Here is a 23,592-nt window from a genome sequence, read left to right on the forward strand (position 1 = left end):
CTCCAGTTTGTTTTTTATAACAGTATACTGGAGGAAGGAGTGATTGGATAGATACCTTGTTATTGGGCAGTTACGTTATATGTAGTGCAAATATGTTCTCTTTCTCAATCTGAAGGTAAAACCTTATTAGTCTTTTGTTATATAGCCATTGACTGAAAGTAGTTTGTTGGAGCCGTACCTTTTTCATGAGGCTTACCATGAAAAGGGTTGATTTTTAAGAATATCTATTTTTAACAAAAAAACAATAGGTGCATGAAAAAACGTGCACCTATTGTTTTATCCTTGAATATAATCAGCTAAATCCTGCCCGTTCAAGCCAGCATTTACGGCAATCAGTAATTTGATACGTGCTTTTTGGGGATTCAGTTCTTTTACAAATAAGACACCTAATTCTTCCAATTGTATTCCGCCACCATCGTAGGCATATACTGGTTCTGCAATACCATTGAAGCAACGTGACACGAGCACGATAGGAAGTTGCTTATTGATAAGTTTTTTAATGGCTGAAATACTTGCTGGTGGTAGGTTTCCAGCTCCTAAGGCTTCAATTACTAAGCCAGAAATGGGGGCCTCTACAAGTGCATCCAGTAAGATAGTATCCATATCTGCGTATGATTTGATGATTGGGACAACACCATTGATGGCCTGTAAATCAAAGCGGACACGTTTGTCGGCTGCCTTGAAAAAGAGTATTTCTCGTTTTGTTACAAGACCCAAGGGTCCATGAGTTGGTGTTTGAAAGGTTGAAACATTTGTTGTATGTGTTTTTGTTACATACTTCGCAGCATGAATTTCATCGTTCATGACCACAAGAACACCTTTGTCAGCAGATTTTTCATCAGCAGCAACACGAAGTGCAGTTCTATAATTATAGATTCCATCGCTTCCTAATTCGTTAGAAGAGCGCATAGCACCTGTCATGACTATTGGCTTTTGTGGAATAGACATTGTGTCCAAAAAATATGCTGTTTCCTCTAGAGTATCAGTTCCGTGTGTGATGACAAACCCGTCAAAATGGGAAGCTTCTTCTCTAATTTTTTTATAAATCATCATCATGTGGTCAATTTGAATATGAGGACTTGGAAGATTCAAAAAATCAACGGACACTACTTCAATGTTCTCTAATGCTGAAGTGACTTGGGTCATTGGATTAATGGGACTTAATTCGACAGCGCCGTTTTGATCTGCTTGCATGGAAATTGTTCCCCCAGTATGGAGAACGAGAATTTTTTTCATAAATTTTCCTGATTCTTTCAAAATATGCTATACTTAATTGTAACACAATTCTAATGAAAGTAGGTGAGATGGTTGACAGTGAAGGCAGTTTTTTTTGATATCGACGGAACCTTATTGACGGACCACCGAACTGTCAGTAAGTCAACTATTCTTGCCATTAACCAGTTGAAAGCAAGAGGAATCTTGGTTGGTTTGGCAACTGGTCGAGATCCGCGCTTTATCTTACAATATATGGCTAGTCTGGGACTTGATATGGCAGTTGCTTACAATGGACAATATGTTTTTACAAGAGATGAAGTGGTTTTCAGCCAGCCAATTGAAAAAGAGGACATCGATAAAATGATTGCGTATGCCGAAAAATTCCAACGTGATCTTTCATTTGGTACTGCATTAGGGGTAGTTGGTAGTGGCATTATGAGTATGGGGACTGGAAATTTTGCTTATCGATTTTCACGTATGGTCCCTGAAGTTTGTGCGGGCTTTGTAAACTTTATTTTTAACCATATTATCCGTATTGTGAGACCGCAAAATAAGGGGAGCTTCAATCATTTGATTACTCAACCCATTTACCAAATGATGCTATTAACGATGGAAAAAGAGGCTCAGCGATTAGCGGAGCATTTTCCACAATTAACTTTTACTCGTTCAAGTCCTTATGCGACGGATATTATTTGTAAGGGGAATTCAAAACTGATTGGTATCAAACGGTTAGGAGATTTTTATCATTTTTCGACCGATGAAGTGATGGTTTTTGGAGACTCAAATAATGATATTGAGATGTTGGGGGAGGTTCGGTATTCTGTTGCCATGAAAAATGGGACAAAGCAAGCAAAACAAGTGGCTTCTTATATAACTGATACGAACAATAAGGATGGTATCTATAAAGGCTTACGTCATTTTAATTTAGTAGAGGAACAAAATGTTTAAAAGTAAGGATCAACATTTTAATCGTGTAAAAGAGTTTCACCACCTGATGGATGGTCAAACTCAAGAATTTCCAAAGGAGTATGATTCTGAGACAGCCGTTTTCAGGGCAGGGTTTAAGATTGAAGAAATTGTTGAATTTGTTCATGCTTCCTCACAGAATGAGAGTGGTTTTAGAGAAGGGATTGAGCGGCTGCACTCTGAATTAGATAAGGCTGCCGCCAAGGTAGAAGGTAAAAAAGAGGCAAAGGTTTCTTTGCATGACCAAGTGGATGCTTTATTGGACCTTTTGTATTTTACCTATGGTTCTTTTGTATTAATGGGAGTGGATCCAGAACCGATATTTCAGCTAGTCCATGAAGCTAATATGGGCAAAAGATTTCCGGATGGACGTGCTCATTTTGACCCAGTCACTCATAAAATTTTAAAGCCAAATGATTGGGAGGAACGTTTTGCTCCCGAAAGAAAAATTGAAGTAGAGCTAAAGAGACAGATGAAAGGACTTGATCACTAAAATCAAGTCCTTTATGATTTTATAAAGTTTTCTCGCCTTCTCGTACAATCAGTAAGTCAATCGTTGCATGACGCATGATATACTCTGAAGAGGAACCAATGAGCAATCTTTCAAAAGCATTTAACCCAGTTGCACCAAGTAGCATTAGGTCAGCACCGGTTTCCTTTGGAATATCTACCGCCAAGAGTGTTTTTGGGTTACCAAATTCTATACGGATTTGAACATCTTCTATACCGGCATTCAGTGCTTCCTGCTTATAATCTTCTAGTAATAGTTCAGCTTCACGTTCTAAAGACTCATAGACTGTTGCATCAAAAGCAACAACGTTATGTAACGCTCGTGTATCAATGACATGGGCAATTATCAGTCGTGCTTGATTTCGTTTTGCGACGTGGATAGCCTTGTGTAGTGCTAGTTCAGCACCGGCTGAACCATCAACAGCGACTAGAATTGTTTTATAAGATTGAGACATACCAATCACTCCTTTCAAGTGGAGAACACAAATGAGCAGTGTACTTACTTACATTTTTATTATAAGTCTTTTTTGAAAAAATGTAAAGTATTCTTGTGATTTTTTTGCTTTTACAGTACAATATAAACCATAAGAAAGTCGAGGTGACTTATGAGAAAATTTGAGAAGTCAATGAAATTAGATGACGTTGCGTACGATATTCGTGGTCCTGTCTTGGAAGAGGCTATGCGGATGCGTGCTAATGGTGAGCAGATTTTAAGGTTGAATACCGGAAATCCTGCTGAATTTGGTTTTACTGCGCCAGACGAGGTCATTCGTGATTTAATCCATAACGCTCGTAAATCAGAAGGTTATTCGGACAGTCGGGGGATTTTCTCAGCTCGTAAGGCGATTATGCAATACTGTCAACTCAAGAAATTTCCAAATGTTGATATTGATGATATTTATCTTGGTAATGGTGTAAGTGAGTTGATTGCCATGTCTATGCAGGGCTTGTTGGACAATGGTGATGAGGTGTTAGTACCAATGCCTGACTATCCTTTGTGGACAGCAGCGGTAAGCTTAGCTGGTGGACATGCAGTTCACTATGTTTGTGATGAGTCTGCAGACTGGTATCCTGACTTAGCGGATATGGAATCCAAGGTGACATCACGGACAAAGGCTATTGTTCTTATCAATCCTAATAATCCAACGGGTGCTTTATATCCAAAAGAAGTGTTGGAAGGAATCGTTGAGATTGCACGGAAACATGAGCTCATTATTTTTTCTGATGAGATTTATGACCGTATGGTATTTGATGGAGCGGTTCATATTCCAATTGCGACCTTGGCACCGGATTTATTTGTTGTAACGATGAATGGTCTATCAAAATCACATCGTATCTGTGGTTTCCGTGTTGGTTGGATGGTGTTATCAGGCCCTAAACATCATGTGAAAGGGTATATAGAAGGCTTAAATATGCTGTCCAATATGCGTCTATGTTCCAACGTATTAGCCCAGCAGGTGGTGCAGACATCATTAGGTGGCGTACAATCTGTTGATAAATTGTTGACTCCAGGTGGGCGACTTTATGAACAACGTGAGTTCATTACAAGGGCGATTCAAGATATACCTGGACTGTCTGCTGTTAAACCCAAAGCAGGTCTGTATATTTTCCCTAAAATTGATCGAGAAATGTATCGAATTGATGATGACGAGCAGTTTGTTCTTGATTTTTTGAAGCAAGAAAAAGTATTGTTGGTTCATGGACGAGGTTTCAACTGGAAAGAGCCAGATCATTTCCGTATTGTCTATTTACCACGTGTTGACGAACTAGCAGAAATCCAAGAAAAAATGACACGATTCTTAGCGCAATATCGACGTTAGGAGTGAAGGAAAGTCGGGGGTTCTCCGACTTTTTTGATGTCAGAGTGAGAAATTGTCAATATTTTACCAACAATAGTAAATTTTCTGATAATTGTTGAAATTTCACTCAATTTTTGCTATACTGAAAGCAATTACAGTGTAAAGAGGAATTTATGACAACATTATTAGAAAAAACACGGAACATTACATCGATTTTGAAACGTTCCGAGGAGAAATTGGCAGAAGAATTGCCTTACAATGCAATAGCGGATCATTTGTCTGCTATCATCGATTGTAACTCTTGTATCATTAACAGCGAAGGTGAAGTATTGGGTTACCACATGAATTATGAGACAAATAATGATCGTGTGGAAGAATTTTTCCAAAACAAACAATTTCCAGAAAGTTATGTTAAAGCAGTTGCACAGGTTTATGATACACAAGTGAACTTGCCAGTAGAAAGTGAATTGACGGCTATCCCTGTTGAGTCACGTTCGACGTATCCAAATGGTCTGACTACGATTGCCCCTATTCATGTGACAGGGATTCGTTTTGGATCACTTATTATTTGGCGGAATGATCGTCAGTTTCTTGATGATGATTTAATCTTGGTTGAGATTGCTGCGACTGTGGTGGGAATTCAATTGTTGAACTTCCAAAGAGAAGAAGATGAAAAAAATATTCGTCGACGCGCCGCTGTGAATATGGCAGTTAATACACTTTCATATTCAGAGATGAAAGCTGTTGCAGCTATCTTGGGTGAGTTAAATGGCAATGAGGGTCAGTTGACAGCATCTGTTATTGCAGATCGTATCGGTATTACACGCTCTGTTATTGTGAATGCGCTACGTAAATTAGAGAGTGCAGGGATTATTGAAAGTCGTTCCTTAGGAATGAAAGGTACTTATTTGAAAGTACTGATTCCAGCAATTTTTGATGAAATAAAGAAACGTGATTACTAAGATGACAAAAGCACTGATTTCAATAGATTATACGATAGATTTTGTCGCAGATGAGGGAAACTTAACTGCAGGTAAGCCTGCACAAGCCATCTCAGAACGGATTGCTCAGGTTACATCTGAAGCATTTGAAAATGGAGATTATATTTTCTTTGCGATTGATGGGCATGAAACAGGGGATGAGTTTCACCCTGAAAGTAAGCTCTTTCCACCTCATAATATCATCGGTACGTCAGGTCGGGATTTGTATGGTCCATTAGCAGACTTTTATCTGGAAAATAAGGATCATGAGCGTGTCCGTTGGATGGACAAACGGCATTATTCGGCCTTTTCTGGAACAGATTTAGATATTCGTTTGCGAGAACGTGGTGTGGATACGGTTGTTTTAACAGGTGTATTGTCTGATATCTGTGTCCTCCATACGGCTATCGATGCCTATAATAAGGGTTATCGGATTGAAGTAGTTGCGTCAGCAATTGCTGCATTGACGGTGGAGAGTCATCAATTTGCACTGAATCACCTACGTCATGTACTCGGTGCGACGGTTATTGAATAATGTTTAGGAACCAGTCTGTGGACTGGTTTTTTTGTTGAATATTCTTACATACTCAGTTATTTCAACCTTTGTGGTGGGTTAGAAATATGATATAATGAGAAGATAGATTTCCATTAGGAGGAAAGTTAGAATGAAGATTTCTGAAGCTGAAGTCCGTCATGTTGCCAAGCTGTCTAAGCTAGAGTTTTCGGATCAAGAAACTGCGGAATTCGCGACTACTTTGAGTAAAATTGTTGATATGGTTGAATTGCTCAATGAAGTAGATACAACTGGTGTTGCAGTAACAACAACCATGGCTGATCGTAAGAATGTGTTGCGAGCAGATGTTGCTCTACAGGGTGAGAGTCGTGAAGAACTCTTTAAAAATGTACCTGAATCTCAAGATCATTATATCAAGGTACCAGCAATTTTAGATGGGGGAGGAGATGCCTAATGACTTTTAACAATAAAACCATTGATGAATTGCATGACCTCCTTGTCAAAAAGGAGATTTCTGCTCTTGAGTTGACCAAGGCAACCTTGGAAGACATTAAAAGCCGTGAGGGAGCAGTGGATGCTTTCTTGACTATTACGGAAGACAAGGCTTTGGCTCAAGCTGCCGCCTTGGACGAAAAGGGGATTGATGCGGACAATGTTATGGCAGGGATTCCTTTGGCAGTCAAGGATAATATCTCTACTAAGGGGATTTTGACCACGGCAGCTTCAAAAATGCTCTATAACTACGAGCCGATTTTCGATGCGACATCGGTTGCTCAGGCATACGCAAAGGATATGATTATTGTCGGTAAGACCAATATGGACGAATTTGCAATGGGTGGTTCGAATGAGAACTCTGCCTTCAAACCAACGAAAAATGCTTGGGATCAAACAAAAGTTCCTGGTGGTTCTTCAGGTGGTTCAGCCGCTGCAGTTGCGTCCGGTCAAGTCCGTTTGTCATTGGGTTCCGACACTGGTGGTTCGATTCGTCAGCCAGCATCCTTTAATGGGATTGTCGGGATGAAGCCTACTTATGGTACAGTGTCACGTTTTGGCTTGATTGCCTTTGGCTCATCACTTGATCAAATAGGTCCATTTGCACAGACTGTTAAGGAAAATGCCCAATTATTGAATGTTGTTTCTGGTCATGATGTTAAGGATGCTACATCTACTATTAATGAGATTGCAGACTTTACTAGCAAGATTGGTCAAGACATTAAAGGCATGAAAATTGCTTTGCCAAAAGAATACATGGGCGAAGGGATTGATCCACAGGTCAAGGAAACTATTCTTAAGGCTGCTAAGCACTTGGAAAGTTTGGGGGCGATTATCGAGGAAGTCAGCCTGCCACATTCTAAGTATGGGGTTGCTGTTTACTACATTATCGCATCATCAGAGGCATCTTCTAACTTGCAACGTTTTGATGGTATCCGTTATGGTTTCCGTGCAGAAGATGCGACAAACTTGGATGAGATTTACGTGAAAACCCGTAGCCAAGGTTTTGGTGAGGAAGTCAAACGTCGTATTATGTTAGGTACATTTAGCTTGTCATCTGGTTACTACGATGCCTACTTCAAGAAGGCTGGCCAGGTGCGGACTTTGATTATCCAGGATTTTGAAAAAGTCTTTGCGGACTATGACTTGATTTTGGGTCCGACAGCTCCGACAGTTGCCTTTGGTTTGGACACGCTTAACCATGACCCTGTGGCCATGTACTTGGCGGACTTGTTAACAATTCCTGTAAACTTGGCAGGTTTACCAGGGCTCTCTATTCCTGCTGGTTTTGTAGAAGGCTTGCCAGTTGGTTTGCAGTTGATTGGTCCAAAATACTCAGAAGAGACCATTTACCAAGTAGCTGCTGCCTTTGAAGCGACAACAGACTATCACAAGCAACAACCAGTGATTTTTGGAGGTGCTAACTAATGAACTTTGAAACGATTATTGGTCTAGAAGTCCATGTGGAGTTGAATACCAACTCGAAAATTTTCTCGCCTTCATCTGCTCATTTTTGTGAGGATCCAAATGCCAATACCAACGTGATTGACTGGTCTTTCCCAGGCGTCCTTCCAGTTCTTAACAAGGGTGTTGTGGATGCTGGTATCAAGGCTGCCTTGGCCTTGAACATGGATATTCACAAGGATATGCACTTTGACCGTAAGAACTATTTCTATCCTGATAATCCTAAAGCCTATCAGATTTCCCAGTTTGACGAGCCGATTGGCTACAATGGTTGGATTGAGATTGAGCTAGAAGACGGTACGACTAAGAAAATTCGTATCGAGCGTGCCCACTTGGAAGAGGATGCTGGTAAGAATACCCACGGAACAGACGGTTATTCTTATGTGGACCTCAACCGTCAGGGCGTGCCATTGATTGAGATTGTATCAGAAGCCGATATGCGCTCGCCTGAAGAGGCCTATGCCTACTTGACAGCCCTTAAAGAAATTATTCAGTACACTGGTATTTCAGATGTGAAGATGGAAGAGGGTTCTATGCGCGTGGATGCTAACATTTCCCTTCGTCCCTATGGTCAAGAAAAATTTGGTACCAAGACTGAGTTGAAAAACCTCAACTCCTTCAACTATGTTCGCAAGGGCTTGCAACACGAAGTAGAACGTCAGACGAAAATCTTGCGTTCAGGTGGTCAAATCCAGCAGGAAACTCGCCGTTACGATGAATCTACTGGTGAAACCATTCTCATGCGTGTCAAAGAAGGTTCAGCTGACTACCGTTACTTCCCTGAGCCAGACCTGCCACTCTATGAGATTGATGATAGCTGGATTGAGGAAGTGCGTGCAGAATTGCCAGTCTTTCCAAAGGCTCGCCGTGCTCACTATATGGAAAACTTGGGCTTGACCGCCTACGATGCAGGTCAGTTGACGTCTACAAAGGCACTGTCTGACTTCTTTGAAGCAGCAGTGGCAGCCGGTGGTGATGCTAAACAAGTGTCTAACTGGTTGCAGGGCGAAGTGGCTCAATTCCTCAATGCAGAAAGCAAGACCATTGAGCAAATCGCCTTAACACCAGAAAACTTGGTAGAAATGATTGCCTTGATTGCGGATGGAACCATTTCATCTAAAATCGCCAAGAAAGTCTTTGTTCACTTGGCTAAGGAAGGTGGTTCTGCTAAGGCTTATGTTGAGAAGGCTGGTTTGGTACAGATTTCAGACCCAGCAGTCCTCATTCCGATTATCCACCAAGTCTTTGCGGATAACGAAGCAGCCGTAGCTGACTTCAAGTCTGGCAAACGTAATGCCGATAAGGCCTTTACAGGCTTCTTGATGAAGGCAACCAAGGGACAAGCCAACCCACAAGTTGCTCAACAACTCTTGGCTCAGGAATTGGCTAAGTTGTTGGATTAAAATTGAATAGAAGAAAACCGAGAGTTCGTGTTGAATTCTCGGTTTTCTTCTGCACTTTTAGTATGAACTCTCCCGTATAACCAGCCGGGTACCTAGTTTAATCTTACGGGGATGGTAGGGCGTTGGACTAGTTATGATACGGTCCAGCAGCTGCATGGCCTCCTGCCCCATTTCGTCAGTAAAGACACTGATAGAAGATAGGGCTGGATAGACCTGGCGCGTGATGGCTGTATCATTAAAGGTGATGAGCTGGACCCGTTCTGGCACTGCGATTTGACGCTCTTGAAGGGCTCGAAGGGCACCGACAGCTAGAGTGTCGTTTGCCATGAAGAAGGCTGGGGGCAGTTGATCGCCCAGATCGGAAATAGCCTGGCTCATCAGCTCATAGCCTGACTGGGTGGAGAATTTCCCTTGGTAGATGTAGTCTTCTTGGAGCATGCCCAAGGAGACTAGATAGGTCCGAAAGGCAGTCAGGCGGGGATCTGTTGGCAGTTGGTGTCCGTCTGTGGTTTCTTCCTGTCCGACCAATAGGCCAATGTCTGTCAAACCTTGCGAATGGAAGTGGTCAATAACTGTCTGAACAGAGTGTTCAAAGTCAGTCGTGACGCAGGAGAATCCCTCGGTCAGTGTATCAGAGTCCACAAAAATGAGCTTGGAAGATAGGTTAGATAGCTCTGCTATTTGCCCAGAAGAAAATTTACCAACTGCGATGATGCCGTCCAATCCTTGAAGGAGGGGATTGGTCAAGTCGTTGAAGGAGCGGATGATTTGATAGCCGAGAAGACTGGCGGTCTGCTCGATGCTAGCCCGGATGGAATAGTAGTAGAGGTCAGCCAGCTCTTCGCTCTCAGTGTACCATTGGACAATACCGATGGTGCCTTTTTGTTGAGGTGCTTGCTTTTTAATGTGCTTGGTGTAGCCCAATTTCTGTGCCGTGTGGAAAATGCGGTCGCGGGTTTCTTGGCTGACGGATAGGGTCAGGTCTCCCTTGAGTACGCGGGAAACGGTGGCAGAGGAAAGGTGGGCTTGTTTTGCTATGTCTTTGATTGTAACCATGTTTTTCTCCTGTTTATTTGTCTCTAGTATAGCATAAAAATTAAAATTAGTAAATTTTTAGTAAATATATTGACTTTTTATTTAAAGAGTTGTACAATGATAGAAAACGATTACAAAATCTAGGAGGTTCTTATGAATAGAGAACAACTCAAGCAGGCCTTTCTCAATCTGTTTGGTCAAGAGGCAGATGCGACTTTCTTCTCACCAGGTCGGATTAATTTGATTGGTGAGCACACGGATTACAATGGAGGACATGTTTTTCCTGCGGCTATTACCTTGGGGACCTACGGGGCTGCTCGCAAACGGGATGACCAAGTTTTGCGCTTTTATTCCGCAAACTTTGAAGAACTTGGAATTATCGAAGTGGATTTGAACAATCTGATCTTTGATAAGGCGGATAACTGGACCAATTATGCCAAAGGTGTTCTTAAGTTCTTGCAAGAAGCAGGGCACAGCATTGACACAGGTATGGAAGTCTTTGTCTATGGTAATATTCCAAATGGTTCAGGCTTGTCATCATCAGCTTCTCTAGAACTCTTGATTGGAATCATCGCAGAAGAATTGTATGATCTAGAACTGACTCGCCTTGATTTGGTGAAAATTGGGAAACAAACGGAAAATCACTTTATCGGTGTCAATTCTGGTATCATGGACCAGTTTGCTATCGGTATGGGAGCGGATCAACGTGCCATTTATTTGGATACCAATAGCTTGGAGTATGAATTGGTGCCACTTGACTTAGGTGACCATGTGATTGTCATTATGAACACCAATAAACGTCGTGAATTGGCAGATTCTAAGTACAATGAGCGTCGTGCGGAATGTGAAAAAGCAGTCGAAGAATTGAATGCAGTCTTGAATATTCAAACGCTGGGAGAATTGGATGAGTGGACTTTTGATCAATATAGTTATTTGATTAAGGATGAAAATCGTATCAAGCGTGCCCGCCATGCTGTCTTAGAAAATCAACGGACCTTGCAGGCTCGTAAGGCCTTGGAAGAAGGAGATTTGGCAACCTTTGGTCGTTTGGTCAATGCTTCTCATGTTTCCTTGGAACATGATTATGAAGTGACGGGTTTGGAATTGGATACATTGGCTCACACAGCTTGGGAGCAAGAAGGCGTTCTTGGTGCTCGGATGACAGGTGCAGGCTTCGGTGGCTGTGGTATTGCCATTGTCCATAAGGATAAGGTTGAAGCATTTACTGAAAATGTTGGTAAGACCTATACTGAAGTGGTTGGATATGAACCAAGCTTTTATGTAGCGGAGATTGCTGGAGGCTCTCGCGTCTTATCTCGCAAATAGATTGGAGAAATGATGACAGGATTGGTGGATCGTTTTGTTGAGCAGGTCATTGCCAATAGTGGCTTTGAGGAAATGGATGCTCTTTACCTGCGCAATCGGGTTCTAGCCTTAGTTGGGGATCAGGTATTGGAGGTTGAGACAGAGCTAGAAGAATTGATTGAATTAAAAGATGAACTTTTGGTTCATGGAGTTCAATCTGGTTTTGTAGGAGAATTGCTGGAAGAACAGGATATGGTTGGGGCTTGTTTGATGGATTTGATGACACCAAGTCCAAGTCGGGTCAATCGTAATTTTTGGCAGACCTATCAGAACAGTCCAGATAAAGCGATTAGTGACTTTTATGAATTGAGCAAACGTAATGACTATATCAAGATGGCTGCGATTGCTAAAAATATCTATTATCAGGTTCAAACGGAGTATGGAGATTTAGAAATCACAATCAATCTGTCAAAACCCGAGAAAGATCCAAAATCTATTGCAGCTGCGACGAAGGTAGAAACTAGCAATTATCCGAAATGTCTGCTTTGTATGGAAAATGAAGGCTATCAGGGACGGATTAATCATCCCGCACGCGCCAATCACCGCATTATTCGCTTGGATCTTGGCAAGGAACAGTGGGGCTTCCAATATTCGCCTTATGCTTACTACAATGAACATGCCATCTTCTTGAACCAAGAGCATGTGCCCATGGTCATTAGTCCGCAAACATTTGAACAGCTATTGGACTTGCTTGACATCTTTCCAAATTATTTTGTCGGCTCTAACTCAGACCTTCCCATCTCGGGTGGCTCTATCCTGACCCACAACCACTATCAAGGTGGGCGGCATAGTTTTGCCATGGATCAGGCGCCGGTAGAACGCCAGCTGGTCTTCGACGGCTTTGAGTCCGTCTCGGCAGGCATTGTCAAGTGGCCCATGTCAGTTATCAGATTGAACTCCGATGACAAGCCAGCGCTTTTGAGCCTAGCGGCTAAGATTTTAGAAAAATGGCGGAGCTACTCAGATGATAGCGTTCAGATTAAGGCTGAGACAGATGGAACTCCACATCATACCATCACCCCAATTGCTCGGAAACGAGGCGATTTGTACGAGCTGGATTTGGTTCTCCGCGATAATCAAACTTCAGAAGAGTTTCCAGATGGCATTTATCATCCACATCCAGATGTGCAACATATCAAGAAAGAAAATATCGGCCTGATTGAGGTCATGGGCTTGGCGATTTTACCTCCACGCTTGAAAGCTGAGTTGGCTGAAGTTGAAAAATACTTGTTGGGTCAAGAAAGTCATGTTGCTACTTACCATCAGCTATGGGCAGAAAACTTAAAAAACAATCATCCTGATGTGACAGAGGAAACTGTCGAACAAGTCGTACGTGAGTCAGTGGGGCAAATTTTTGCGCGTGTATTGGAAGATGCAGGGGTCTACAAACGTACTCCAGAAGGACAGGCAGCCTTTCTACGATTCGTAGAATTTGTAGGTTTAGCAACATAAATGTAAGAAAGAGTGGGACGGTGTCCTGCTCTTTTGGTATAATGGAAGTATTCACAGTGTGAGAAGGAGATATGATGGCGGAAAAGAGATTGGGGACACTGATTACATTAATAGCAGGTATAGCCTGGGGCTTGTCTGGAGTGAGTGGACAGTACTTGATGTCTCGTGGTGTTTCAGTGGATATGATTACCTCCCTGCGTTTGTTAGTATCGGGATTCTTTCTCGTTGGCCTGGCTTATGCTACAGCGAAAGAACAGCTGTTGGCAGTTTTGAAAGATAAAAATGCTTTGCTAGGAATTTCTATCTTTGCCATGCTTGGCTTAGTTCTTAATCAGACAGCCTATTTACAAGCCATCTATCATACCAACGCGGGAACGGCTACTGTTCTACAATATCTCTGTCCTATTTTGGTTTTGGCATACACCTGTTTGAAGGATAGACAAGTGCCAACGGGTACAGAAATCATTTCTATTCTTTTAGCGATTGTGGGAACATTTTTAATTGCGACACATGGTCAGCTGAATGAGCTATCGATTACACCTATTGGACTTTTTTGGGGAATTTTTTCTGCCTTTACCTACGCCTTGTATATTATTTTACCCGGAAAGTTAATCCGCCTTTACGGTAGTATGGTGGTTATTGGCCTAGGGATGTTGATGGGTGGTATAGTAGTAACACTTGGAGTACAAACGTGGAAACAGAGTCTACCTTTGGATACTGGAACTACATTTGGTTTGCTAGGGATTGTTGGTGTGGGAACTATTTTCGCCTATACAGCCTTTTTGAAGGGGGTCAGTTTAGTTGGTCCGGTAAACGGGAGTCTTTTGGCTTCGATTGAGCCGATTGCATCAGTCTTTTTTGCGGTATGGTTGGTCAATGAACAATTTTATACTATTGACTTTGTTGGGATGTTGTTGATTTTACTCGCAGTTCTTTTGATTTCCATGAAAGATTTAATGATTAGTAGAAAGAGTATTGGTTAATATACTCTTTCTTGTTATACTAAAGGAAAAAGACTTGAAAGGAATAAAGATGATTAAAGAATTTTGTTCCGAAAATCATGTAGCTGTGGTGAAAGCACTTTCTCTGGGTGCTCAAAGAGTTGAACTGTGTGATAATTTAGCGGTTGGAGGAACGACCCCTAGTTATGCAGTGATCAAATATGTTTGTCAACTAGCTCATGAACAGAAAGCCACAGTCATGACCATGATTCGTCCACGTGGAGGGAATTTTTGTTATGACCACACTGAAATTGAGATGATGGTTGAGGATTGCAGAATCGCCATAGAGCTGGGGTCAGATGGTTTGGTATATGGTGTTTTAACTGAGGAAAATTGGTTGGATGAGGTAGCTTTAGAACAATTGCTGGCTGTTTCAATGGGTCACCAAGTTGTCTTTCATATGGCATTTGATCAGATTCCTCGTAGTCGTCAATTTGAAGCAATTGACTGGTTGGCAAGTCACGAAGTAACACGGATTTTGACGCGTGGAAGTCTGACAGGTTCAGCATTGCAGAATATCGATTGGTTACGAGACATTCAAGCCTATGCGGATGGAAAAATTGAAATTCTTGTTGGCGGTGGATTAACTACAGAAAATGTTCCAACTTTATTAGAAGCATTACCAATCAATCAAATACATGGAACGAGATTATTTTGGTAAGGTGCATTGAACCTAATAAAAATTATAGGATAATAATCGTGCGTCTTTTAGAAGTATTTTAAGTTAAGGTTTGTTTAAGCATTGGAAGATACAATATTTTTATTCTTTTTCATATAATCTCCATGAAAGCAGTCGACACAGTCGGCTGTTTTCATTTTTGGTTGTTAAAGTCCTGTATTTAGCCTAGAAACTGGTAATGAAGGGACTCGAGAACTTTTCTACGAGAATACATATTTATCAAACGAACATATCTTTTATTGATAGCGCTTGACAATAGTTTCTTTATGTGAAATAAGCAGGTAGATTTCCGAGTTGAAAATATTTACAAAAAAAATAAACTTGCTAGAATAGCAGTATGAAGTAGCAGGAGGATATCATGGGAACAGCTAGACTTCAAGAAATATTGGACAAGATAGTATTGCCAGAAGGGTATTATGAAAAACTTCTAGAATATGCCAAAGAGAGAAAATCCGGTTTCGATGCTGAATTGGAAAGGCCTGGTGAACAAGGATTACGCTTAATATTTATAAAGGAAATGAAGAAGATCGAAATATTATCTTGCCAAATATTGGAAATGTAGATAAGGACACTAGTGAAGAATTGGCTCAATATGCTGCGTCTCTCTTGAATCCCCTGCGTAAAGAATTAGGAACTGTGGCTATTGAAGTGAGTGATTTAGCATTGGATTATGCCGTTCGCTTAGCTCAATCATTGAATAGTACTTTGCGATATCATAATTATGACAGTCTAATTGTAATTGCAAAAACGACAGGTGTGGAGCCGAAAGGGAAAGATTGTCAGTCATTTTCGGAATACCGAGAACAATACAGTCTCTATGATGCTAAAAAATTAATCTATCGTGCTCTCATATGGCGATTGTTTGATGATAGCCATGCGGATTACGGACATGCATTGACTATTTTAGGGTTAGATGAGGATGAGTCAGGAATAGAGCAGATTGGTTTTGCTTTTTCAAAATTTACTTTTGACATTGACTGGTTACTGACCCATATGCCAATATGATTTTTATTCCAAAGGATTGGATTTTGGAAAAAGGTCAGATTTAATTGAGATACCAAGATGATTCCATTCAGAGAGCACTCGGTTTATCCGAGTGTTTTCTATTATCGGTTCGCATTTTTCTAAAAAAAATGGTATAATTGTCTGATAAAAACCTTTGGAGACGATAGTGAGTTTAGAGAATTATATGCCAGATTTTGCCTTGGAAAAGGCTTATGATGTGACAGTTGATAGCTTGAAAAAACATGGAATTAAGGTTGTGCTTGTTGACTTGGATAATACTTTAATTGCCTGGAATAATCCTGATGGAACGCCAGAAATGCGTCAATGGTTACATGACTTACGTGATGCGGGAATTCCTGTAGTAGTTGTTTCCAACAATAAATATGAGCGTGTCAAACGGGCAGTTGAAAAATTTGGGATTGAATTTGAAGCCTTCGCTCTCAAACCGTTCACCTTTGGGATTAACCGTGCACTGAAACGCTTTAATGTCCAGCCACATGAAGTGGTCATGATTGGCGATCAGCTGATGACAGACATTCGTGCGGCTAAGCGAGTTGGACTTAAGTCGGTATTAGTCAAGCCCTTGATTCAGACAGATTCTATTAATACACAGATTAACCGTTGGCGTGAACGACGGACAATGAAAAAAATCATCGCTACTTACGGAGCGATAGACTATAGGAGGGAGATGTAAGTGGAAGAATTATTTTGTATTGGTTGTGGTGCTCAAATTCAAACGACAGATAAAGATGTTGCAGGATTTACTCCTCAATCAGCCCTAGAAAAAGGTTTAGAAACTGGTCAATTATACTGCCAACGTTGTTTCCGTTTGCGTCATTACAATGAAATCTCCGATGTCAATATCTCCGATGATGATTTCTTGAAACTTCTCCATAGTGTGGGAGAAAGTGATGCCTTGGTGGTCAATGTCATTGATATATTTGATTTTAATGGTTCAATCATTCCTGGTTTGCCTCGCTTTATTTCAGGAAATGATGTGCTTTTGGTCGGCAATAAGCAGGACATTTTACCCAAGTCAGTCAAGACAGGCAAGGTCACTCAATGGTTGACCGAACGGGCGCATGAAATCGGGATGCGACCAGTCGATGTGGTCCTGACTTCTGCCCAAAACAAGCAGGCTATCAAGGATTTGATTGAAAAGATAGAACAATACCGCAAAGGTCGGGATGTCTATGTAGTCGGCGTGACCAACGTCGGCAAATCAACCTTGATCAATGCTATTATCCAAGAAATCACAGGGGACAAGGATGTTATCACAACTTCACGATTCCCAGGGACAACTTTAGATAAGATTGAGATTCCTCTGGATGATGGTTCTTTCATTTACGATACGCCAGGAATTATTCATCGTCATCAGATGGCACATTACCTGACGGCTAAAAATCTCAAATATATCAGCCCTCGGAAGGAAATCAAGCCAAAGACCTACCAGCTCAATCCAGAACAAACCTTGTTCTTGGCAGGTCTTGGACGATTTGACTTTGTGTCTGGCGAACGCCAAGGTTTCACAGCGTTTTTTGACAATGAACTTCAACTCCATCGGACCAAGTTACAGGGTGCTAGTGATTTTTACCAGAAACATGCGGGAACTTTGTTAGTTCCGCCAACTAGTAAGGAACTAAAAGAGTTTCCAGAGTTGGTCCGCCATGAATTTACCATTAATGAAAAGACGGATGTGGTCTTCTCAGGTCTTGGTTGGATTCGGGTCAATGAAAAAGCCAAGATTGCCGCTTGGGCACCCATGGGTGTGGATGTGGTCATCCGTAAGGCGATTATTTAATGAGCGCTTAAAAAAGATTCTCTAATGAAAAATGTATTTGGTATGCTGGCCGTTGTCGGTTTGTACGTACGGGCCTATTGGTTTTGGTCAGGGTAAGAACCAAATCTTCCCAAAGCCAGTGAGGTCCGGGAAATTCGTTTGGTCCAAGGTCAAGAAGTAGTCAAAATCGATTAGTCAGAAGAAATAGCAGTCTTTTTGGCAGAACTAGGAAATGCAAAAAAGACCCATCAAGATAGTGTTCAAGATGCTCACCCCATGTGCGGATTGCTTTTGTCATGGCAGAAGGTGAAACCACAGTATTTGCCTATGTGGGAATACTAAGAAGCTATCTGGAGTTTCCCTACACTGGTATCTACAAGCTGAAAGAGCCTCCCCAAGTGATTCAGAAAGTGCTAGTAGACTAGTTCTGCTAAGTTTAATAAAGAAAAGAGAAATTATGTCATTAACTTCAAAACAACGTGCATATTTGAACAGTCAGGCACACAGTCTCAAACCCATTATTCAGATTGGGAAAAATGGTCTCAATGACCAAATTAAAACCAGTGTTCGTCAAGCGCTTGATGCACGTGAGTTGATAAAGGTTACCTTATTACAAAATACAGACGAAAATATTCACGAGGTCGCAGAGATACTGGAAGATGAAATTGGGGTCGATACAGTTCAAAAAATTGGTCGTATCTTAATTTTATTTAAACAATCTAGCAAGAAAGAGAACAGAAAAATTTCTAAAAAGGTTAAAGAAATCTAAGAAGGAGAGCCTATGGCTATTGAACTCTTAACACCCTTTACCAAGGTTGAATTAGAGGTTGAAAAGAAAGAAACCAATCGTAAACAAGTTGGAATTCTAGGTGGGAATTTCAACCCTGTCCACAATGCTCATTTGATTGTAGCTGATCAGGTGCGCCAGCAATTGCAACTGGATGAAGTGTTGCTTATGCCTGAATTTATTCCACCACATGTAGATAAAAAAGAAACAATTGATGAGTATCATCGCTATTCCATGCTCAAGATGGCTATTGCAGGTATTGAGGGCTTGGGTATTGAAACCATTGAATTGGAGCGCCGAGGTGTCAGCTATACCTATGACACTATGAAATTGTTGAGGGAAAAAAATCCAGACACAGATTATTATTTTATCATTGGTGCGGATATGGTGGATTATCTTCCAAAATGGCATAAGATTGATGAACTCGCTACTATGGTTCAGTTTGTTGGCGTACAACGTCCACGTTATAAAGCTGGGACTTCCTACCCGGTTATCTGGGTAGATGTACCGCTCATGGATATTTCTTCTAGCATGGTGCGTGATTTTATTAAACAAGGTCGAGTACCAAACTTTATGGTCCCACACGAGGTGTTAGATTATATTGAGGAAAAGGGGCTTTATCAATGATCAATTCAGATTTAGACTTCAATCGTGAAGCCTTGTTAGAAAAAATAAGTGCAGCTATGAAACCGAAACGATTTCAACATGTTTTGGGTGTGGAAGAGGCGGCTCTTGAATTGGCTGACCAATATGGCTGTGACCTGAAAAAAGCTAGTCTGGCAGCACTCTTGCATGACTATGCCAAGGAAGTGGAAGACAAAGTCTTTCTGGACTTGATTGCTAAGTATGAATTGGATAAGGACTTGCTCAACTGGGATAATAATATCTGGCACGGTGTAGTAGGAGTCTATAAAATCGCAGAAGATTTTGGTTTGGAAGATGAGGAGATTTTACAAGCCATTCAACGGCATACAGTTGGTGCGCGAGAAATGTCCTTGCTGGATAAGGTGCTCTATGTAGCGGACTACATCGAACCCAATCGGGATTTTCCTGGAGTGGACGAGGCACGACGGATTGCAAAAGAGTCTTTGGACAAGGCAGTAGCTTTTGAAGCTGCCCAAACTATTTCTTACTTAGCTAAGAAGGGGATTCCCATCTATCCCCAGACCTTGGAAACGTATAATGCTTATGTCGGAGAGTTAGGAAGGCAAGATGCAGTCAGCACTTTTCGTCATTGATGTTCAGAATTCGGTAGTGGAGGGTAGCCATATGCTATTGAAGAAAGGCTCCAGCTTTGGCAAGATAGTCTTGCACTGGTTCGACAATCAGGTGTTGAGGTGATTTATATTCGCCATCACGATCAAGAATTGGTCAAAGGTACGCATGATTGGGAAATTCATCCTTTGGTTGCACCCTTAAAAAATGAAATGATTTTCGATAAAACTTTCAATAGTGCTTTCAAAGAGACAGAGCTTCATTCTTACTTCCATAAACAAAAGATAAACAAGCTCATCATTATGGGGATGGCGACCAATTTTTGTGTTGATACGACGATTAAAGTAGTCTTTGAACTAGGCTACAAGGTAGCTGTGATTCAGGACGGAACGACGACAGGTTATACAGGGAAATTGGATGCCAAAGACTTGATTGGCGACTACCAAAACATCTGGTCATGGAATTTTGCCCAGGTAGATACATTAGAAAATATTATTAGAGGATAAAATGAAAGAACTAGATTTAGTAAAAGTTGTGGTTCAGGCTGCTGATGACAAGCGAGCTGAAGACCTTGTTGTGGTTGATGTTCAGGGTGTGACTAGCTTGACAGATTATTTTGTAATTGCCAGTTCAATGAATAGTCGCCAGTTGGATGCTATTGCGGAAAATATCCGTGAAAAGGTTGCAGAAGCTGGTGTTAAAGGTGGCCGTGTCGAAGGTGATAGCACTGGTGGCTGGGTCCTTTTGGATCTCGGTAGCGTTGTGGTGCATATTTTTTCTGAAGAAATGCGAGACCTCTACAACCTTGAAAAATTATGGCACGAAGGTAGCTTCTTGGAAGTCGCAGACTTTTTAGACGAGGAATAGTGAAACAGTTCGGTGGATACGAAAAGTCCGGTGGGCTATCCGTACCTGACTTATAATAAAGTAAGGAAGCGCTCCAGCTGGTCACATTGAAACTCGAAAGTGACCATAGAGAGTTTAAGTTTATTTGAGTAGAAGTGATGGACTTCTGGAAAAAGTGTGAAGATAGATTTTGATTTGGGTGTACTATTTTAAACTTTAGTCAACATCTCAGCGCAGTGGTTGATTGGCAGCTTTGTTCGTGCTTCCCACTCCAAATCTGACCTATACGGCTGATGCGAACGAGTTCACTTCATTTCCAACCTCCAACAGTCACTACTCTGACTGTTGGAGCCGTGCGGGGGTGGGAGTGAAACAGTTTGGGGAACTGTTTCAGCTGGTTACCAAACAACTCGAAAGTGACCAAAATGAGTTCACTATTATGTAATTAGAAGTGACAGACTTTTTGAACACAGTGTGAGTTAATGAAGCAGTCGATTGGCTGCTTTTTATGAAAGGAAAATATGGCAACTTATGAAACATTTGCGGCGGTCTATGATGAAATCATGGATGACAGCTTGTATGATAAATGGACAGATTTTAGCTTGCGACACCTGCCTCAAGAGACCAAGACAATTTTAGAATTGGCCTGTGGGACAGGGATTCAGGCTGTTCGTTTTGCTCAAAAGGGTTATGAAGTGACTGGTCTGGACTTGTCCTATGAAATGCTGGAGTTGGCCCAGAAAAAAGCAGAAGCTGCTGGTGTCATGATGGAACTGGCTCAAGCAGATATGATGGCTCTGGAAGGTATTGGAGATTTCGATGCGGTGACTTGTTACTCAGATAGTCTTTGCTACATGGCTGATCAAGAAGCTGTTTTGCGGGTCTTTGAAGGAGTTCACTCAGTTCTCAATCAAGGTGGTACTTTCCTTTTTGACGTTCACTCCATTTATCAAATGGAGGAAGTGTTTGCAGGCTATAGCTACCATGAAAATTATGAGGATTTTGCCTTTGTCTGGGACACCTATGAAGGGGAGCATGAGCATTCCATTGTTCATGAATTGACTTTCTTTGTCAAAGATGAGGACAGTCATGAAGACCGGTTTATCCGTCGGGATGAAGTTCATGAAGAGCGGACCTATCCGATTGAAACCTATGTGGAATTATTGAAACAAGCTGGTTTTGCATCTGTGGAAGTCTTTGCGGACTTTGAAGATGAAGCTCCGACAGAAACTAGCCAGCGGTGGTTTTTCAAGGCGGTTAAGGCATGATTTCAGGGATTATTGCAGAATACAATCCTTTTCACACGGGACATAAATACCTGTTGGAACAAGCGGAAGGATTGAAAATTGTGGTTATGTCTGGCAATTTTATGCAACGGGGTGAGCCAGCCATTGTGGATAAGTGGACACGGGCTCAGATGGCTTTGGAACACGGGGCAGATCTTGTTGTCGAGATGCCCTTTTTGGTGTCGGTTCAGTCGGCTGACTATTTTGCAAAGGGAGCAATCAGCATTTTACACAGGCTAGGTGTGGAAAAACTGGTTTTCGGTACGGAAGAAATGCTGGATTATCAGAAAATCGCAGACATTTATGTGGATAAGTCCGAAGAAATGGAAAATTTTGTGAAAAACTTGCCAGACAATCTCTCTTATCCACAGAAGACCCAGGCCATGTGGCAGGAATTTGCAGATCTTACCTTCACAGGTGATACGCCCAACCATATTCTGGGTTTGGCTTACGCTAAGGCAGTGGTGGGAACAGGTATTCAGCTTGATCCGGTTCAGCGGCAGGGGGCTGGTTTTCACTCGGAAGAGACGGAAACGACTTACGCATCGGCGACGGCTATTCGCAAGGGTGCTGACCAGCTGGACTTAGTGCGAGCCTTTTTGCCATCTGCCAGTCTCTTTGAAGAGGCGACCAAGGTAAGCTGGAGAAATTATTTTCCGCTGCTCCGCTACCAGATTGTGACCCACCGAGATCTCAGTCAGGTCTTTCAGGTCAACGAAGAACTAGCCAGTCGTATCCGCTCTGCCATTGGGAGTGTAGCGACCGTGGAGGAGTTAGTGGATGCCGTTGCGACCAAGCGCTACACCAAGGCGAGGGTGCGGCGGGTGCTGACCTACATCCTGGTCAATGCGGTGGAAACTCCTTTGCCAGATGCGGTCCATGTCCTTGGCTTCTCGGCTCGAGGCCAGGCCTATCTCAAGACCGTCAAGGAGCGGGTGGAACTGGTGACGCGGATCGGCAAAGAGCCCTGGGACATCCTGACCCAGCAGGCGGATGCGGTCTATCAACTGGGAGCTGACGCAATAGCAGAGCAAACCTACGGGCGCGTGCCGGTGAAGGTGGAGTGAGATGAGGGAAAAATTATTTTGTATTCTAGAAAATGATAACGATAGTTTATTGTCACGTTGCTATAACTTAATAATGTTATTTGCAATAGTGGTTAGTTTGACTCCTTTGATGTCTAAGCATACGAATTCTTTTCATTTGTTAATGGATTATATTTCGACTGCTATTTTTTGCTTGGATTATCTTTTTAGAATACTAACAGCTGATTTCAAATTGCAAAAAGGAAAACTATCATTTCTGTTCTACCCATTTAGCCTATTAGCCATAGTGGACTTATTGTCCATTTTACCGATTTTTTTATACTTTAATAACAGTCTTCGATTATTGAAAATAGTACGAATGGGGCGAGTACTTCGAGTTTTCAAAGTTATCCGCTATTCAAAAAACATTCAGATTTTGACGAACGTTTTGCAAAATCAAAAAGAGTCATTATTGCTAGTAGCAAGCCTAGCTGTTGGTTATATTTTCTTTACTGCTTTATTGATTTTTTCGGTGGAGCCTGATACTTTTGAAACATTTTTTGATGCAATTTATTGGGCGACCATATCATTAACTACTGTTGGCTATGGTGATGTATTTGCAACAACAATGCTAGGAAAAATCATTACAATGTTTTCTTTGATAATTGGAATTGCGATTGTTGCTCTACCTGCAGGAATTATTACGGCTGGCTATATGAATGAAATTACAAAGAAGGGATAAAAAATTCATTTTTCCCTTGACTCTCACCTTA

Annotated in this window: 24 protein-coding genes and 2 pseudogenes; 23 read left to right on the plus strand and 3 right to left on the minus strand. The window is 41.6% G+C overall.

Annotated elements, in window-relative coordinates; genetic code table 11:
* Nucleotides 1-276: 276 nt before the first annotated feature.
* Complete coding sequence (locus ACPC57_RS07965; RefSeq protein ID WP_434066680.1) at nucleotides 277-1,236, minus strand: asparaginase; 960 nt, start codon at nucleotides 1,234-1,236, stop codon at nucleotides 277-279.
* Between the two features lie 72 nt (nucleotides 1,237-1,308).
* Here ACPC57_RS07965 and ACPC57_RS07970 point away from each other — a divergent pair.
* Nucleotides 1,309-2,674 (plus strand): annotated as a pseudogene (locus tag ACPC57_RS07970) (HAD-IIB family hydrolase).
* Nucleotides 2,675-2,693: 19 nt separating this feature from the next.
* On the opposite strand, the gene ACPC57_RS07975 reads toward ACPC57_RS07970, so the two are convergent.
* Nucleotides 2,694-3,146, minus strand: coding sequence for a universal stress protein (locus ACPC57_RS07975; RefSeq protein ID WP_217374594.1), 453 nt, complete (start codon nucleotides 3,144-3,146; stop codon nucleotides 2,694-2,696).
* 150 nt (nucleotides 3,147-3,296) lie between these two features.
* Here ACPC57_RS07975 and ACPC57_RS07980 point away from each other — a divergent pair, with 150 nt between their 5' ends.
* The 6 genes from ACPC57_RS07980 (at nucleotide 3,297) to gatB (ending at nucleotide 9,343) form a co-directional block, all read left to right on the plus strand.
* Entirely contained in the window at nucleotides 3,297-4,511 is a 1,215-nt protein-coding gene (locus tag ACPC57_RS07980; RefSeq protein ID WP_216807237.1) for a pyridoxal phosphate-dependent aminotransferase, read from the plus strand.
* A gap of 152 nt (nucleotides 4,512-4,663) precedes the next feature.
* Nucleotides 4,664-5,452, plus strand: a complete 789-nt coding sequence (gene codY / locus ACPC57_RS07985) for a GTP-sensing pleiotropic transcriptional regulator CodY (RefSeq protein WP_024404269.1) — start codon at nucleotides 4,664-4,666, stop codon at nucleotides 5,450-5,452.
* A 1-nt stretch (nucleotide 5,453) separates the two neighbouring features.
* A complete protein-coding gene (locus tag ACPC57_RS07990) occupies nucleotides 5,454-6,005 on the plus strand; it encodes a cysteine hydrolase family protein (protein ID WP_130554853.1) in 552 nt (183 codons plus the stop codon).
* A 130-nt stretch (nucleotides 6,006-6,135) separates the two neighbouring features.
* Entirely contained in the window at nucleotides 6,136-6,438 is a 303-nt protein-coding gene (gene gatC, locus ACPC57_RS07995; RefSeq protein ID WP_171989510.1) for an Asp-tRNA(Asn)/Glu-tRNA(Gln) amidotransferase subunit GatC, read from the plus strand.
* Nucleotides 6,438-7,904: an Asp-tRNA(Asn)/Glu-tRNA(Gln) amidotransferase subunit GatA gene (gene gatA, locus ACPC57_RS08000; protein WP_172037046.1), complete on the plus strand. Its 1,467-nt coding sequence runs from the start codon at nucleotides 6,438-6,440 to the stop codon at nucleotides 7,902-7,904. The genes gatC and gatA overlap by 1 nt, the downstream gene beginning before the upstream one ends.
* Complete coding sequence (gatB, locus tag ACPC57_RS08005; RefSeq protein WP_217374596.1) at nucleotides 7,904-9,343, plus strand: Asp-tRNA(Asn)/Glu-tRNA(Gln) amidotransferase subunit GatB; 1,440 nt, start codon at nucleotides 7,904-7,906, stop codon at nucleotides 9,341-9,343. Before gatA ends, gatB begins: the two co-directional genes overlap by 1 nt.
* 57 nt (nucleotides 9,344-9,400) lie before the next feature.
* Here the strand turns inward: gatB and ACPC57_RS08010 are convergent, their stop codons facing one another.
* Complete coding sequence (locus ACPC57_RS08010; protein ID WP_434066681.1) at nucleotides 9,401-10,399, minus strand: LacI family DNA-binding transcriptional regulator; 999 nt, start codon at nucleotides 10,397-10,399, stop codon at nucleotides 9,401-9,403.
* Nucleotides 10,400-10,531: 132 nt separating this feature from the next.
* On the opposite strand from ACPC57_RS08010, the gene ACPC57_RS08015 reads away from it, so the two are divergent.
* The 16 genes and pseudogenes from ACPC57_RS08015 to ACPC57_RS08090 all read left to right on the plus strand — a co-directional run bounded on the left by ACPC57_RS08015 (nucleotide 10,532) and on the right by ACPC57_RS08090 (nucleotide 23,561).
* Nucleotides 10,532-11,704, plus strand: coding sequence for a galactokinase (locus ACPC57_RS08015; protein ID WP_434066682.1), 1,173 nt, complete (start codon nucleotides 10,532-10,534; stop codon nucleotides 11,702-11,704).
* Nucleotides 11,705-11,713: 9 nt separating this feature from the next.
* Nucleotides 11,714-13,195: a UDP-glucose--hexose-1-phosphate uridylyltransferase gene (galT, locus tag ACPC57_RS08020; protein WP_277845198.1), complete on the plus strand. Its 1,482-nt coding sequence runs from the start codon at nucleotides 11,714-11,716 to the stop codon at nucleotides 13,193-13,195.
* Nucleotides 13,196-13,269: 74 nt separating this feature from the next.
* Nucleotides 13,270-14,178 carry a DMT family transporter gene (locus ACPC57_RS08025; protein ID WP_217375134.1) on the plus strand — a complete coding sequence of 303 codons (909 nt, stop codon included), beginning with the start codon at nucleotides 13,270-13,272 and terminating at the stop codon, nucleotides 14,176-14,178.
* Nucleotides 14,179-14,227: 49 nt separating this feature from the next.
* Nucleotides 14,228-14,857 (plus strand): copper homeostasis protein CutC, encoded by a 630-nt coding sequence (locus ACPC57_RS08030; RefSeq protein ID WP_217374600.1) that lies wholly within the window; start codon nucleotides 14,228-14,230, stop codon nucleotides 14,855-14,857.
* A gap of 376 nt (nucleotides 14,858-15,233) precedes the next feature.
* Nucleotides 15,234-15,437 carry a hypothetical protein gene (locus ACPC57_RS08035; RefSeq protein WP_274504513.1) on the plus strand — a complete coding sequence of 68 codons (204 nt, stop codon included), beginning with the start codon at nucleotides 15,234-15,236 and terminating at the stop codon, nucleotides 15,435-15,437.
* Nucleotides 15,416-15,880: an SEC10/PgrA surface exclusion domain-containing protein gene (locus ACPC57_RS08040; RefSeq protein ID WP_274504514.1), complete on the plus strand. Its 465-nt coding sequence runs from the start codon at nucleotides 15,416-15,418 to the stop codon at nucleotides 15,878-15,880. Before ACPC57_RS08035 ends, ACPC57_RS08040 begins: the two co-directional genes overlap by 22 nt.
* A 166-nt stretch (nucleotides 15,881-16,046) precedes the next feature.
* Nucleotides 16,047-16,574, plus strand: coding sequence for a YqeG family HAD IIIA-type phosphatase (locus ACPC57_RS08045; RefSeq protein ID WP_130554862.1), 528 nt, complete (start codon nucleotides 16,047-16,049; stop codon nucleotides 16,572-16,574).
* Nucleotides 16,575-17,681: a ribosome biogenesis GTPase YqeH gene (yqeH, locus tag ACPC57_RS08050; protein ID WP_217374602.1), complete on the plus strand. Its 1,107-nt coding sequence runs from the start codon at nucleotides 16,575-16,577 to the stop codon at nucleotides 17,679-17,681.
* A 436-nt stretch (nucleotides 17,682-18,117) separates the two neighbouring features.
* Nucleotides 18,118-18,429, plus strand: coding sequence for a ribosome assembly RNA-binding protein YhbY (gene yhbY, locus ACPC57_RS08055; protein WP_105126805.1), 312 nt, complete (start codon nucleotides 18,118-18,120; stop codon nucleotides 18,427-18,429).
* Between the two features lie 12 nt (nucleotides 18,430-18,441).
* Entirely contained in the window at nucleotides 18,442-19,074 is a 633-nt protein-coding gene (locus tag ACPC57_RS08060) for a nicotinate-nucleotide adenylyltransferase (protein WP_274504515.1), read from the plus strand.
* The gene (gene yqeK, locus ACPC57_RS08065; protein ID WP_434066683.1) at nucleotides 19,071-19,685 is read left to right on the plus strand and encodes a bis(5'-nucleosyl)-tetraphosphatase (symmetrical) YqeK; all 615 of its coding nucleotides are present in this window, start codon (nucleotides 19,071-19,073) and stop codon (nucleotides 19,683-19,685) included. The genes ACPC57_RS08060 and yqeK overlap by 4 nt, the downstream gene beginning before the upstream one ends.
* Nucleotides 19,660-20,168, plus strand: a pseudogene (locus ACPC57_RS08070) (cysteine hydrolase family protein). The gene yqeK and the pseudogene ACPC57_RS08070 overlap by 26 nt, the downstream one beginning before the upstream one ends.
* A 1-nt stretch (nucleotide 20,169) precedes the next feature.
* Nucleotides 20,170-20,529: a ribosome silencing factor gene (gene rsfS, locus ACPC57_RS08075; RefSeq protein ID WP_171989497.1), complete on the plus strand. Its 360-nt coding sequence runs from the start codon at nucleotides 20,170-20,172 to the stop codon at nucleotides 20,527-20,529.
* A 500-nt stretch (nucleotides 20,530-21,029) separates the two neighbouring features.
* Entirely contained in the window at nucleotides 21,030-21,776 is a 747-nt protein-coding gene (locus ACPC57_RS08080) for a class I SAM-dependent DNA methyltransferase (RefSeq protein ID WP_217374605.1), read from the plus strand.
* Nucleotides 21,773-22,861, plus strand: a complete 1,089-nt coding sequence (locus ACPC57_RS08085) for a nucleotidyltransferase (RefSeq protein ID WP_217374606.1) — start codon at nucleotides 21,773-21,775, stop codon at nucleotides 22,859-22,861. Before ACPC57_RS08080 ends, ACPC57_RS08085 begins: the two co-directional genes overlap by 4 nt.
* A 1-nt stretch (nucleotide 22,862) precedes the next feature.
* Entirely contained in the window at nucleotides 22,863-23,561 is a 699-nt protein-coding gene (locus ACPC57_RS08090; protein WP_217374607.1) for an ion transporter, read from the plus strand.
* Nucleotides 23,562-23,592: the final 31 nt, after the last annotated feature.

It is taken from the genome of Streptococcus sp. VTCC 12886 (assembly GCF_049893425.1).
Lineage (GTDB): Bacteria > Bacillota > Bacilli > Lactobacillales > Streptococcaceae > Streptococcus > Streptococcus suis_AA.